The organism is Pseudomonas sp. LBUM1659, from assembly GCF_059716045.1.
This window is the reverse complement of record NZ_CP166797.1, coordinates 1,199,181-1,213,505: the sequence shown is the minus strand read 5'-3', so window position 1 is coordinate 1,213,505 and position 14,325 is coordinate 1,199,181. Positions and strand designations below refer to the sequence as shown.

The 14,325-nt window shown below is 57.5% G+C and carries 12 protein-coding genes; 8 read left to right on the top strand and 4 right to left on the bottom strand.

All coding sequences use genetic code 11. The features are described 5' to 3' along the window. Window positions 1-227: 227 nt before the first annotated feature. Together ACA048_RS05330 and ACA048_RS05325 are read right to left on the bottom strand one after the other, a co-directional pair. On the bottom strand, window positions 228-1,691 hold the full coding sequence (locus tag ACA048_RS05330; protein WP_497628232.1) for a YncE family protein: 1,464 nt from the start codon (window positions 1,689-1,691) through the stop codon (window positions 228-230). Window positions 1,692-1,848: 157 nt separating this feature from the next. Continuing rightward, entirely contained in the window at window positions 1,849-2,544 is a 696-nt protein-coding gene (locus ACA048_RS05325; RefSeq protein WP_497628231.1) for a tellurite resistance TerB family protein, read from the bottom strand. Window positions 2,545-2,719: 175 nt separating this feature from the next. Between ACA048_RS05325 and ACA048_RS05320 the strand changes: the two genes are divergently transcribed. The 8 genes from ACA048_RS05320 (at window position 2,720) to ACA048_RS05285 (ending at window position 12,827) form a co-directional block, all read left to right on the top strand. After that, window positions 2,720-3,634, top strand: coding sequence for a LysR family transcriptional regulator (locus ACA048_RS05320; RefSeq protein ID WP_008072897.1), 915 nt, complete (start codon window positions 2,720-2,722; stop codon window positions 3,632-3,634). Window positions 3,635-3,766: 132 nt separating this feature from the next. Continuing rightward, a complete protein-coding gene (locus ACA048_RS05315) occupies window positions 3,767-5,224 on the top strand; it encodes a gamma-aminobutyraldehyde dehydrogenase (RefSeq protein ID WP_497629802.1) in 1,458 nt (485 codons plus the stop codon). Between the two features lie 82 nt (window positions 5,225-5,306). After that, window positions 5,307-6,458: a putative ABC transporter substrate-binding protein YdcS gene (gene ydcS, locus ACA048_RS05310; protein WP_497628230.1), complete on the top strand. Its 1,152-nt coding sequence runs from the start codon at window positions 5,307-5,309 to the stop codon at window positions 6,456-6,458. 229 nt (window positions 6,459-6,687) lie between these two features. Further along, complete coding sequence (locus ACA048_RS05305) at window positions 6,688-7,725, top strand: ABC transporter ATP-binding protein (protein WP_497628229.1); 1,038 nt, start codon at window positions 6,688-6,690, stop codon at window positions 7,723-7,725. Window position 7,726: 1 nt separating this feature from the next. Continuing rightward, window positions 7,727-8,674, top strand: a complete 948-nt coding sequence (locus ACA048_RS05300) for an ABC transporter permease (RefSeq protein ID WP_452625090.1) — start codon at window positions 7,727-7,729, stop codon at window positions 8,672-8,674. Beyond that, window positions 8,664-9,488 carry an ABC transporter permease gene (locus ACA048_RS05295; protein WP_497628228.1) on the top strand — a complete coding sequence of 275 codons (825 nt, stop codon included), beginning with the start codon at window positions 8,664-8,666 and terminating at the stop codon, window positions 9,486-9,488. Before ACA048_RS05300 ends, ACA048_RS05295 begins: the two co-directional genes overlap by 11 nt. A 176-nt stretch (window positions 9,489-9,664) precedes the next feature. Continuing rightward, on the top strand, window positions 9,665-11,089 hold the full coding sequence (locus ACA048_RS05290) for a gamma-aminobutyraldehyde dehydrogenase (RefSeq protein WP_497628227.1): 1,425 nt from the start codon (window positions 9,665-9,667) through the stop codon (window positions 11,087-11,089). A 253-nt stretch (window positions 11,090-11,342) separates the two neighbouring features. After that, window positions 11,343-12,827, top strand: coding sequence for an APC family permease (locus ACA048_RS05285; protein WP_497628226.1), 1,485 nt, complete (start codon window positions 11,343-11,345; stop codon window positions 12,825-12,827). A gap of 110 nt (window positions 12,828-12,937) precedes the next feature. Here ACA048_RS05285 and ACA048_RS05280 read toward each other — a convergent pair whose 3' ends face one another. After that, a complete protein-coding gene (locus ACA048_RS05280) occupies window positions 12,938-13,495 on the bottom strand; it encodes a hypothetical protein (RefSeq protein WP_497628225.1) in 558 nt (185 codons plus the stop codon). Between the two features lie 5 nt (window positions 13,496-13,500). Next, window positions 13,501-14,238 carry a ComF family protein gene (locus ACA048_RS05275; protein WP_497628224.1) on the bottom strand — a complete coding sequence of 246 codons (738 nt, stop codon included), beginning with the start codon at window positions 14,236-14,238 and terminating at the stop codon, window positions 13,501-13,503. Window positions 14,239-14,325: the final 87 nt, after the last annotated feature.

The window sequence follows — 14,325 nt, the reverse complement described above, 5'->3', positions numbered from 1 at the left end:
CAGTGTTTCATTTATAAGACTATTGCCAGTAGTGAATCGGAAGAAACGGAAGTTGGAATGGCGATGAAATCCATGGCGTTGCTGAGCATGCCATCGCGAGCAGGCTCGCTCCCACCTTGGATCGCGTCCGTTTGGACAACTCGGTCGAGTGTGGGAGCGAGCCTGCTCGCGAAGAACGATTACGCGGTGACACTTGTCACCACCGGCAACATTGGGTGTTTACCTTTTCACTCCGGCACAACTGTAATTTGATCGATAACAAACTGACCATTCGTCCTGATCTGTATGGCCTGAATACCTTGGAGGAGACCAGAATCAACCTGCATTTCGAAAACGGTATCCCGCGGCCAGGAGAAATGTTGGGCATCGATCACATTGTCCGGCCCATGCATAAACCATACGTCCAAATAAGGGATCAGCGACGTGTTATTACCGTTAGCCACCCAAAATCTGATGGTGCTTGCAGTACCTTCAATCAACTCCAAAGAGTACGTCATCATCTTGTCAGTGTAAGCATCATAATTATTGAGGGCATTCCCGCTTACCCACTCACGCCCCCAATCCGCATTGGAAATTGCCAGATACTGATTCGGATCCGATACATCAAGCAGTGTCACCTTGAAGATATCGGTCAACATTGTTTCGCCAATCCCTCCGATTTGGGTGGGCTCGACAGACTCAAAGTCTTCGACAATTTCGGATGGGCCTACGTTAAGGACTGAAACCGAGCCAGAACCAACATTAGCGGTGTATACCCGCGTCCCCTCAGGATTGATCGCCACATCGTACGGAATAGGCCCAACAGGCAACACCTCGACTCTCTCAAAATTTTCAGCATCAATAACCGATACCGTATCCCCCCCACCATCGGCGACGTAGGCACGATGCCCATCTGGACTGAATACAACTGCAATCGGATTTGGTCCAACGCGAACTGTTCCAACTACTGCGTCATCATTGAGACGAATGAATGAAACCGTATCATCCTGAAAATTGCATCCCACCAGAAGTTCGCCATCTGAAGAGATGGCAAGACCAGTAGGGCCTTGACCCACTTTTACCTTCTTGATTAATGCCCAAGTCTGCGTATGGAAAATCAAGACCTCGCCCTGCTCGGTGTTACTGATGTACGCCAACGGCTTAGACGGACTCAACACTATGGAAAATACGTCAGGACGCCCCTCTAAAGAAATCCTGTCAACCACTTCCAAATTTTCCGCATCGACAATCGTAATTTCCGGATCCCCGTAAGAGCAGAAATAAACGTATTTTCCATCCGGACTAAAAGGCGTATTCACCAAGGTTGAAACGCCCTCAATGACGGCCCTGACTTCAAGGGTGCTGCAATCGATAACCGAAGCCGCGTTGCCATGACAAACAACAACATCACGACCATTTGGACTAGCGCTGGCACCTCGGGGACCAGAGCCAACTTCAATAGTCTTGATTGGCCTTGCCGACCTGACATCAATGACTGTGACCGAGTTCTCTCTGTTATTCAGGACAAAAGCAAGGTCGCCCTCCCGACTGAAGACAACAGTGATCGGCCCATCCCCCACCGGGATTTCAGCGTCAGCGTTGTGGATCCATTCTTCGGGCAGAGGCTTTTGCGGAATGGCGCGAGGATCGGTCAATCTGCCGTGCGACTCGATTTTTTCATTGCGGCTATCGGTTGAAGACTTGGTTGTCATGGTGGTGGCTCCTGCCAGTAATAGACAGAGCCATTGGAAGCTTGAGAAATGGTACTGACTACTGTCAGATCTGACAGTAGTCACCTCATTCCGATAAGTGGTCACATCGAATATTAGGCAGTACACCGCCCCCACATCAGATTTGCTCTGGATAGGCCTACATTGAAGCTTGAAGCACCTGTTTCTCCAACTCAGCTTTCAATCCCGGCTCCAGCCTCAACTGACGCGCCAGTTCAGCAAGGTAGGACTTCTCCATAAAGCTCTGTTCATCCACCAGCATCACGCTGGCGATGTACATTTCGGCGGCCATTTCCGGCGTGCTCGCGGCGCGGGCTACTTCCGCCGGGTCCAGTGGCTTGTTGAGTTCGGCATGCAGCCAGTGCTGCAACTCCTGATCGTTGTCGAGCTTGGTGAATTCCCCTTCGATCAGCGCGCGCTCGCGCTCATCAATGTGGCCATCGGCTTTTGCCGCAGCGATCAACGCCTTGAGTATTGCCTGGCTGTGCAGTTCGACTTGCGCCGGGGGCAAGCGGTCGAGGGTTTGTGGTTCACTTCTTGTGTTAGAAAGCGGCGCGGTGGCCTGCTGGGTCTGCCAGTTGCCATAGGCTTTGTAGGCAACCACGCCCAATGCGGCGAGGCCGCCGTAAATGGCGACTTTGCCGCCGACGTTCCGGGCCTTTTTGCTACCGAGCAGCAGGCCCATTGCCCCCGCCGCCAACGCACCACCGCTCGCGCCCGAGAGCAAACCACCGAGGCCGCCGCTGGATGCCTTGTTCTGATTTCCACCGGCCTTGTTCTGCAACAGGTCCTGACCGGACTTGAGAAGTTGGTCAAGCAATCCACGAGTATTCATTTGCCGCCTCCACGAAAGGGAAAACCGGCCACCAGCCTAGATCGAAAGTGCCCGCCCCCTGCCGGCGAGAGTGCTTCCAGATGTTGCTCATCTCTTGTAACGCCGAGGAGCCCATCGATTAAAACGATATACACTCATACGAATCTATAAAAACCGCCCACCGGGTACTTCCCCCATGATGACCTTGCGTCAGATTCGTCATTTCATTGCTGTGGCCGAGACCGGTTCGATCTCCGCCGCCGCACAAACCGCATTCATTTCCCAATCGACACTGACCCTGGCCATCCAGCAACTGGAGCAGGAAATCGGCGTCGGCCTGTTTAATCGTCACGCCAAGGGCATGACGCTGACCCACCAGGGTCATCAATTTCTGCGCCAGGCGCACCTGATTCTGGCAACGGTGGACAACGCCAAACGCAGCCTGCAACAAAGCACCGACCAGGTTGCCGGCCAGTTGATCATCGGCGTGACCAGCCTGGTCGCCGGTTACTATCTGGCGGATTTGCTCACCCGTTTCCAGCGCGCCTATCCCAATGTCGAGATCCGGGTGATGGAGGATGAACGCCCATACATCGAGCATTTGCTGGTCAGTGGCGAGATTGATGTCGGCGTGCTGATCCTGTCCAACCTCGAAGACCGTCATGCCCTGCAAACCGAAGTCTTGACGCATTCGCCCCATCGCTTATGGCTGCCGGCACAGCATCCGTTGCTGGAACACGACAGCATCAACCTTGCCGACGTGGCGCGAGAACCGCTGATTCAATTGAACGTCGATGAGATGGATCGCAACGCCCAGCGCATGTGGTCCGCGGCATCACTGCAACCGCGCATCACTCTCAGAACGGCTTCAACAGAGGCAGTACGAAGTCTGGTGGCCGCCGGTTTGGGTGTGTCGATCCAGCCCGACATGACCTATCGCCCGTGGTCACTGGAGGGTGACATTATCGAAGCACGACCGATTGCCGACCTGAGCCAGACCCTCGACGTCGGCCTGGCCTGGCGCCGTGGCACCGCGCGCCCGGCGCTGGTGGACCCGTTCCTGACCGTCGCCCGCGAGCAACCTCACGGCGGGCGCAAGCCATCTATTTAATCGAACGCCACCTTCAGTATTTAGAATTTGTCGACCTCGGGTCCGCGCACTAGTCTTTATGCATCTATATAAGACGGCCGGGCCCCAGTCACAGGGAGCAGCATGGCCACACAAGAAAAGAGAACCCGCAAAATGGCTGGCGCGCAGACCCCGTTGTTCACCGCGTTGTTGATCGATGGCGAATTGGTCGCAGGCCAGGGTTTTGTCGAACCAATCCTCAACCCCGCCACCGGGGAAGTGCTGACGCATATCGCCGAAGCCAGCACCGAGCAAGTCGAAGCCGCCATCCTCGCCGCCCACCGCGCCTTCGCCGGTTGGTCGCGGACCACACCGCAGCAACGTTCAAACCTGCTGCTGGACATCGCCAACGCCATCGAAAAACAAGCCGACCTCCTCGCCCGTCTCGAATCGCTGAACTGCGGCAAGCCGTTGCACCTGGCCCGCCAGGACGATTTGAGCGCAACAGTTGATGTGTTCCGCTTCTTTGCCGGCGCCGTGCGTTGCCAGACCGGACAGCTCAGCGGCGAGTACCTGCCGGGCTACACCAGCATGGTGCGTCGCGATCCTATCGGGGTCGTCGCGTCCATCGCGCCGTGGAATTACCCGATCATGATGGCCGCGTGGAAAATCGCCCCGGCCCTCGCCGCCGGCAACACGCTGGTGTTCAAACCGTCCGAACACACGCCGCTGTCGATCCTGGCCCTGGCGCCTGCGCTGGCCGAGATCCTGCCGCGCGGCGTGATCAACATCATCTGCGGCGGCGGTGAAGGCGTCGGCAGCCATTTGGTCAGTCATCCTAAAGTGCGCATGGTGTCGTTGACCGGCGATATCGTCACCGGGCAAAAAATCCTCCAGGCCGCCGCCAAAACGTTGAAACGCACGCACCTCGAACTTGGCGGTAAAGCGCCGGTAATCGTTTGCAACGATGCGGACATTCAGGCCGTGGTCGAAGGCGTGCGCACCTACGGTTACTACAATGCCGGCCAGGATTGCACCGCCGCGTGCCGGATTTATGCACAGGCCGGGATTCATGACCGTTTGGTGGCCGAACTCGGCGCGGCGGTCAGCAGCCTGCGCTTCGCCGGCAAACGCGATGCCGACAACGAAATCGGCCCACTGATCAGCACTCGCCAGCGCGACCGCGTGGCCAGTTTCGTCGAACGCGCCCTCGGTCAACCGCACATCGAACGCGTGACCGGCGCAGCGGTGCACTCAGGTGCCGGCTTCTATTACCAACCGACACTGCTGGCCGGCTGCAAACAAAGCGATGAGATCGTTCAGCGTGAAGTGTTCGGGCCGGTGGTCACCGTGACCCGTTTCGACGAACTCGAACACGCGGTGGACTGGGCCAACGACTCCGAATACGGCCTCGCCTCCTCGGTCTGGACCCAGAACCTGGACAAGGCGATGCAGGTCGCGGCGCGCTTGCAGTATGGCTGCACCTGGATCAACAGCCATTTCATGCTGGTCAGCGAAATGCCCCATGGTGGCCTGAAGCGTTCGGGCTACGGCAAAGACTTATCCAGCGATTCGCTTCAGGACTACAGCGTGGTGCGGCACATCATGGCGCGCCACGGACAGCATCTCTGACTACGCTAATAACAAGCCGCTAACGGCATGCTTCACCACGTTCACAACTGCCCCGACCATAATTAAAGAAGAGGGAATTCCCATGTTCGTGCACAAGACCGCACTGCTCAGTGCAATCACTACCGCGCTGTTGGCCAGCGCCTGTCTCCAGGCCGCCGAACCGCTCAAAGCTGTCGGCGCCGGCGAAGGTCAACTGGATATTGTGGCCTGGCCCGGTTACATCGAACGTGGAGAAAGCGATAAGGCTTACGACTGGGTGACCGGTTTCGAAAAGGAAACCGGCTGCAAGGTGAACGTCAAGACTGCCGCCACTTCCGACGAAATGGTCAGCTTGATGGCCAAGGGTGGTTACGACCTGGTAACGGCGTCGGGCGATGCTTCGCTGCGGTTGATCGGCGGCAAGCGTGTGCAACCAATCAATACGGCGTTGATCCCGAACTGGAAAAACATCGACCCGCGCCTCAAAGATGCGCCTTGGTATGTGGTCAACAACCAGACCTATGGCACCCCCTATCAGTGGGGCCCGAACGTGCTGATGTACAACACCAACGTGTTCAAGACCGCGCCGACCAGTTGGGGCGTGGTGTTCAATGCGCAAAACCTGCCGGACGGCAAGCCGAACAAGGGTCGCGTGCAGGCGTATGACGGCCCGATCTACATCGCTGACGCAGCGCTCTACCTGAAAACCGCCAAGCCGGAATTGGGTATCCAGAACCCGTACGAACTGAGCGAAGCCCAGTACAAAGCTGTGCTGGATCTGCTGCGTGCCCAGCAGCCGCTGATCCATCGCTACTGGCATGACACCACCGTGCAGATGAGCGACTTCAAAAACGAAGGCGTGGTCGCGTCCGGTGCCTGGCCGTATCAAGTCAACGGCCTGATTAACGAGAAGCAGCCGATTGCTTCGACCGTTCCGAAAGAAGGCGCCACTGGTTGGGCCGACACCACCATGTTGCACGCCGAAGCCAAGCACCCGAACTGCGCTTACAAGTGGATGGACTGGTCGCTGCAACCGAAAGTCCAGGGTGATGTGGCGGCCTGGTTTGGTTCGTTGCCGGCAGTGCCGGCGGCGTGCACCGGCAGTGAACTGCTTGGCGCTGAAGGCTGCAAAACCAACGGTTTCGACCAATTCGAAAAAATCGCGTTCTGGAAAACCCCTCAGGCTGAAGGCGGCAAGTTCGTGCCGTACAGCCGCTGGACCCAGGACTACATCGCGATTATGGGCGGTAGATAACTTGTGAAGTGACACAGAGCCCAAGTGGGAGCCGGGCTTGCCCGCGATAGCGGAGTGTCAGTGGCAGATGTGTTGCCTGACACACCGCTATCGCAGGCAAGCCAGCTCCCACATTTGATCGGCGCTGTTGCCGCTGATGAGCTCGACTTTAAAAACAACCGATACCTCGTTTTTCAGAAGTCCAGGCAGGGCCGCCGCGACGGCCCTCGCCTTTTTGGAGCACCGCACCATGACGCTTGCAGTCCAGTTCACCAACGTTTCCCGTCTTTTCGGCGAAGTGAAAGCCGTAGATCGGGTTTCCATCGATATCCAGGACGGCGAGTTTTTCTCCATGCTGGGCCCCTCAGGCTCGGGCAAAACCACTTGTTTGCGCCTGATCGCCGGGTTCGAACAACCGAGCGCAGGCTCGATCCGCATTCATGGCGAAGAAGCCGCCGGGCTCCCGCCGTACGAACGTGACGTCAACACCGTGTTTCAGGATTACGCCCTGTTCCCGCACATGAACGTACTCGACAACGTCGCTTACGGTTTGAAAGTCAAAGGCGTCGGCAAAGCCGAGCGCCACAAACGCGCCGAAGAAGCCCTCGACATGGTCGCCCTCGGCGGTTACGGCGAGCGCAAACCGGTGCAACTGTCCGGCGGTCAGCGCCAACGCGTGGCACTGGCCCGCGCTCTGGTCAATCGCCCGCGTGTGCTGCTGCTCGACGAACCGTTGGGCGCTCTCGATCTGAAGCTGCGCGAGCAAATGCAAAGTGAGCTGAAGAAACTGCAACGCCAACTCGGTATCACCTTCATCTTCGTCACCCACGACCAGACTGAAGCACTGTCGATGTCCGACCGCGTGGCCGTGTTCAACAAGGGGCGCATCGAGCAGGTCGACACGCCGCGCAACCTCTACATGAAACCGGCGACGACCTTTGTCGCCGAATTCGTCGGCACTTCCAATGTGATTCGCGGCGATCTGGCCAAGCAGTTGAGCGGCAATCCACAACCGTTTTCGATTCGCCCGGAACACGTGCGATTTGCCGAAGGTCCGCTGGCCAGCCACGAAATCGAAGTCAGCGGTTTGCTGCACGACATCCAGTACCAGGGCAGCGCCACGCGCTACGAGATGAAACTGGAAAACGGCCAGACCCTGAACATCAGCCAGGCCAACAGCCAATGGCTGGACGTCAGCGCCCAGCACCAGACCGGGCAACGCATCAGCGCTCGCTGGGCACGGGAAGCAATGATCCCGCTGCACGACACCGTTGTCGGCGGGGTGTGAGATGAACACCGTGGCTATCCCTCAAACTCCAGCCAGCGGTTCGCCGTTGCGCAGGTTTTCCAACCTGCTGTATCGCCGGCCCAACCTGTACCTGTCGATGCTGCTGGTGCCGCCGCTGCTGTGGTTCGGCGCGATTTATCTCGGCTCGTTGCTGGTGCTGCTGTGGCAAGGTTTCTACACCTTCGATGACTTCACCATGGCGGTCACGCCTGACCTGACCCTGGCGAACTTTGCTGCGCTGTTCCAACCGTCGAACTTCGACATCATCCTGCGCACCTTGAGCATGGCCGTTGTCGTGTCCATCGCCAGCGCCATCGTCGCGTTCCCGATTGCCTACTACATGGCGCGCTACACCACCGGCAAGACCAAGGCGTTTTTCTACATCGCAGTGATGATGCCGATGTGGGCCAGTTACATCGTCAAGGCGTATGCCTGGACCTTGCTGCTGGCCAAGGGCGGCGTCGCGCAGTGGTTCGTTCAGCACTTGGGACTGGAGCCGGTTTTGCAGTTCGTGCTGGGCATTCCGGGCGTGGGCGGCAGCACCTTGTCGACTTCGCATCTGGGCCGCTTCATGGTGTTCGTCTACATCTGGCTGCCGTTCATGATCCTGCCGATTCAGGCATCGCTGGAACGTCTGCCGCCGTCCCTGTTGCAAGCCTCGGCCGACCTGGGTGCCAAACCGCACCAGACTTTCATGCAGGTGATTCTGCCGTTGTCGATTCCGGGCATTGCTGCGGGTTCGATCTTCACCTTTTCGCTGACCTTGGGCGACTTCATCGTGCCGCAACTGGTGGGCCCACCGGGCTACTTCGTCGGCAGCATGGTGTACGCCCAGCAAGGCGCGATCGGCAACATGCCGATGGCCGCGGCCTTCACGCTGGTGCCGATTGTGTTGATCGCCATCTACCTGACTATCGTCAAACGACTGGGGGCCTTCGATGCACTCTGACTCTTCTTCACAGGGGCAGGCTTCTATAGGCCTGAAAATCGCAGCCTGGGGCGGGTTGGTGTTTCTGCACTTCCCGATCCTGATCATCTTCCTGTACGCCTTCAACACCGAAGACGCGGCGTTCAGCTTTCCGCCCAAGGGGTTCACCCTGAAGTGGATCGGTGTGGCGTTCTCACGGCCGGACGTGCTGGAAGCGATCAAGCTCTCGCTGCAGATCGCCTCCATCGCGACCTTGATTGCCATGGTCCTTGGCACGCTCGCCTCGGCGGCGTTGTACCGCCGGGATTTCTTCGGCAAGCAAGGCATCTCGCTGATGCTGATCCTGCCGATTGCGTTGCCGGGGATCATCACCGGGATCGCGTTGCTGGCGACCTTCAAGACATTGGGGATCGAGCCAGGGATGTTCACCATCATCGTCGGCCACGCGACCTTCTGCGTGGTGATCGTCTACAACAACGTCATCGCCCGCTTGCGTCGCACTTCGCACAGCCTGATTGAAGCTTCGATGGACCTCGGGGCCGACGGCTGGCAGACCTTCCGCTACATCGTCCTGCCGAACCTCGGCTCGGCATTGCTGGCCGGCGGCATGCTCGCGTTTGCCCTGTCGTTTGACGAAATCATCGTCACCACCTTCACCGCTGGCCATGAACGCACCCTGCCGCTGTGGCTGCTCAACCAGCTCAGCCGCCCACGGGACGTGCCGGTGACCAACGTCGTCGCGATGCTGGTGATGATAGTGACCATGCTGCCGATCCTTGGCGCCTATTACCTGACCCGGGGTGGCGAGAGTGTTGCGGGCAGTGGCGGTAAGTAACTGACAACTCTTTCTTACTGTGGAAATGGGCTTGTGTAGGAGCTGGCTTGCCAGCGAATGCGGTGGATCAGCCAACATCGTTGTTGAAAATGATACCCCCTTCGCTGGCAAGCCAGCTCCTACAAGGAACCGGTTTCCACAGAGAACAAACAACAGTTTTGAAGAGGACAAATGCCATGCAAACCAAACTCTTGATCAACGGCCAACTGATCGACGGCGAAGGCCCCGCCCAACCCGTGTTCAACCCGGCCCTGGGCCGCGTGCTGGTGGAAATCAACGAAGCCAGCGAAGCCCAGGTTGATGCCGCGGTGCGCGCCGCCGACAGTGCCTTCGAAGGCTGGTCGCAAACCCCGCCGAAAGAACGCTCGCTGCTGCTGCTCAAACTCGCCGACGCGATCGAAGCCCATGGCGAAGAGCTGGCCAAACTGGAATCGGACAACTGCGGCAAACCCTACAGCGCCGCACTGAACGACGAGATCCCGGCGATTGCCGACGTGTTCCGTTTCTTCGCTGGCGCCAGCCGTTGCATGAGTGGTTCGGCGGGTGGCGAATACCTGCCGGGCCATACCTCGATGATCCGCCGCGATCCGGTCGGCGTGATCGCCTCCATCGCACCGTGGAACTACCCGCTGATGATGGTCGCCTGGAAAATCGCCCCGGCCCTCGCCGCTGGTAATACCGTGGTGCTCAAGCCGTCGGAACAAACCCCGCTGACCGCCCTGCGTCTGGCCGAACTGGCGTCGGACATCTTCCCGGCCGGCGTGCTTAACCTGGTGTTTGGCCGTGGTCCTAGCGTGGGCAGCCCGCTGGTGAACCACCCGAAAGTACGCATGGTGTCGCTGACCGGTTCGATTGCCACCGGTTCCAACATCATTTCCAGCACCGCCGACAGCGTCAAACGCATGCACATGGAACTGGGCGGCAAAGCCCCGGTGATCATCTTCGACGACGCCGACATCGATGCCGCCGTGGAAGGCATCCGCACCTTCGGTTTCTACAATGCCGGCCAGGATTGCACCGCCGCGTGCCGCATCTATGCGCAGGCCGGCATCTACGAAAAATTCGTCGAGAAACTCGGCGAGGCGGTCAGCAGCATCAAGTACGGCATGCAGGATGATCAGTCGACCGAGCTGGGGCCGCTGATCACCGCGCAACACCGCGACCGTGTGGCCGGGTTTGTCGAGCGCGCCATCGCGCAACCGCACATTCGCTTGATCACCGGCGGAAAGGCTGTGGACGGCAACGGGTTCTTCTTCGAACCGACCGTTTTGGCCGATGCGCAGCAGGATGACGAAATCGTTCGCCGCGAGGTGTTCGGGCCTGTGGTGTCGGTGACCAAGTTCACTGATGAAGCGCAGGTGTTGGGCTGGGCCAACGATTCGGACTACGGCCTGGCGTCGTCGGTCTGGACCTCGGATGTCGGTCGCGCGCATCGCATGTCTGCCCGCTTGCAGTACGGCTGCACCTGGGTGAATACGCACTTCATGCTGGTCAGCGAAATGCCGCATGGCGGTCAGAAGCTGTCCGGTTATGGGAAGGATATGTCGATGTATGGGCTGGAGGACTACACCGTGGTCCGGCATGTGATGTTCAAGCATTAAAAGCTTCGCGAGCAAGCTTTGCTCCTACAGGATTGATGTCGTTCACATGATGGGTGCGCACCACAAAACCTGTAGGAGCCGGGCTTGCCCGCGATGGCGTCACCGCAAACCCAAGGAAGAAACCGGTACTGAGCACCACCCAGGTTCCACCCCAAAGAAGTCAAAACAATAACCACCGATCCGGGCAGCGCCTCACGGCCCCGCCACGGTTTCGGACATCCGAAATCTGCCGATTTTCCGGAGCTTACACACCATGAGTACAACACCCGAACTCGCTGCAGCCGTCGCCGACAGCGACGCCGAGCAGCTACGCAAACTGGGTTACACGTCCAACTTCAATCGCAGCATGAGCCTGTGGGAAAACTTCGCCCTGGGCTTCACTTACCTCTCACCGGTCGTAGGGGTTTATACCCTCTTTGGCCTGTGCCTCGCCGCAGGCGGGCCGCCAATGTTCTGGGCCTATTTGCTGGTCGGTTGCGGCCAGTTGCTGGTGTGCCTGATCTTCGGTGAAGTGGTTTCGCAGTTCCCGATTTCCGGTGGCGTTTATCCATGGGCTCGCCGCTTGGTGGGCAAACGCTGGGCGTGGATGGTCGGCTGGATCTACTCCATCGCCCTGTGCGTCACCATCGCCGCCGTTGCAGTGGGTGCCGGTCCGTACCTGGCGGCCATGATGGGCTTCGAACCGAGCAACAACACCAACATCATCATCGCCCTGTTCCTCACGCTGTTCGCCACCTTGGTCAACCTCAGCGGCACCAAGGTACTGGCACGCATCGCCATGTTCGGCTTCCTGTGCGAACTGGTCGGCGCGGTGATCGTCGGTGTTTACCTGCTGGTCTTCGAGCGTCATCAACCGCTCAGCGTGTTGTTCAACACCTTCGACATCAGCGTCGACGGCTCATACTTGCCAGCCTTCCTCACGGCTTCGCTGGCGGGGATGTTCCTGTACTACGGCTTCGAGGCCTGCGGCGATGTGGCCGAGGAAACCCCGAACCCGAGCAAGAAAATCCCGGTGGCCATGCGCATGACCATCTACATCGGTGGCATCGCAGCGATGTTTGCTTGCCTGGCGCTGATCCTCGCCGTGCCGGATATGCAAGCCGTGATCAACGGCACCGACAAAGACCCGGTCACCACCATCCTCAACAACGCCTTCGGCCCGGTCGGTTCGAAAGTGGTGATGGGCGTGGTGATGATTTCCTTCATCTCCTGCGTCATCAGCCTGCAAGCGGCGGCGAGTCGTCTGCTGTATTCCTACGCTCGTGACGAAATGGTCATCGGCAGCTCCCTGCTGAAGAAGATTTCCCCTACCACTCAGGTGCCGGTAGCGGCGCTGTTCGTCTCCGGCGTCCTGCCGGCGCTGATCATCATCCTCGGCTTCTTCCTGCAGGATGCCGTGGCAACCATCGTCAGCTTCGCCGCCATCGGCATCTACCTGGCCTTCCAGATGATCGTGCTCGGGGCACTCTATGCCCGCATGAAAGGCTGGAAACCGAGCGGCAAATTCACCCTCGGTGCATGGGGCTGGCTGGTGAACATCGGCGCGCTAGTCTACGGCGTCGGCGCAATCATCAACATGGCCTGGCCACGCACGCCGGATGCTGCGTGGTACATCAACTATGCGATGGTGCTGAGCACCGCGATCGTGATTGGTTTGGGCTTGCTCTATATGTGGATTGCCAAACCGTATGACCACGGGACTGCGCCTGCAGGGGATGCGTGGAAGGTTAGTCGGTAAGGTTTTTTGCCCACTCGGCACCGTTAGCGGTGCCGGCATTGAAATATCCCCTTTCTCACACTCAAGGAGAAAGGGGAGTTAGTGACAGCTATTGACTGAAGAGAAAACCATCAAAGCAACAGCTCTGTTTGATCGTGCTTCAGCAAAGTTATGCGATCGAAAAGCTTGATTTTTTCATCTGCCCTTTGTCTAGCGTGGTCCGACATAAATGCAACAAGTTCCTCAAGCTGGCTAACATTACCTACTACTTTGAAGGCTTTTTCTTTATTGACGAAAACGAGCGACTTTTTCTTCCTGGACAACAGTTCAATAACGTTACTCAATGTTCCAGTACTTTTGGCATCCCATATCATCAAGCCGTAATCCGCGGCCTCGGCCATGACAACATCCTTCGCCGTAAAAAAAGCTCGCGACCCTTTGGAGTGCTTGGTTTCCACCGTTCTAGCTGGCCATTCTCCAAGATTATTTCGCGGCACCACGCCACTGCAATAAATAGTAGTTTTAGATCGAGACAGGCTTAACAGATACTCTTGAATAGATGTATCGGCTCCGCCTGCATCACCGACCACGACATCAAACTCTGATTCAACAATATTATTGATGCGCTCTTTAACCTTCGGATCAAGGTGCTTGATATTAATAGAGCCCGCAATAAATACAGTTGTCATCTATCTCATTTCCAGGTTAATGCCGCGACGTAGATTTTTCCCACTTTTGGATATTTGCGTAAAGCAGCACAGGCGGCATCCATTGAAGCCCCACTGTCAAACAAATCATCAACGACCAAAACGTTCCAACAGCCTGTATTGGTAATTTGATCATTCACACTGAAGCTAGCGCCAATAGCAGCAATTTTTTCAGCCTTGGAATGCAAATCTTTAAGTGAGTGTCCCGTAGCGGCCTTTCGGAGTAAATCCGAGAATACAGGCTTTCCTAATATTCGTCCTAACTCCACGGCGACCTCAGTAACGGGTTGTCGTACACGTACATTCGAAGCCGGCATAGGGACTACGAACCCTACTTGAGCAAGCTTAGGTAAAACATTCGTAGCTACGGCTTGAGCGAGAGGGCCCACCTGACTCCAATCCTTCTGGTATTTGAGCTGATAGGTGGCCTGTCCTACCTCGGTACGGTGGTTATCGAAGCGTGGATTTCCGTGTTCATCTTCCCCTAGAAAGGTACTACTTATCATGTGCTTGTCCAGCACCCATCCCAGGTCCCAAGGGCCGTTTATCTGTTTGAGGGATACTTTCAAGGCATTCTCCATTTTTAAGCCTGTCCGTTCAGCACCGAAATGTCCTTGGCGCTTTTTGACCATAGGCAATGAAAAATAGAGATTCCAGTCGAACGCCGCGTGACGCTGACTCTCATGCAAAAACAGGAAATTCCTACAGACCGAACCTTCCGGCAAAAGCACCAATTCCTACAACACACGGCGCCAGAGTAGACTTGGCGCCGCGAGCGCCTGAACGATAGGCTTTACCTCGTCGCTGCAACA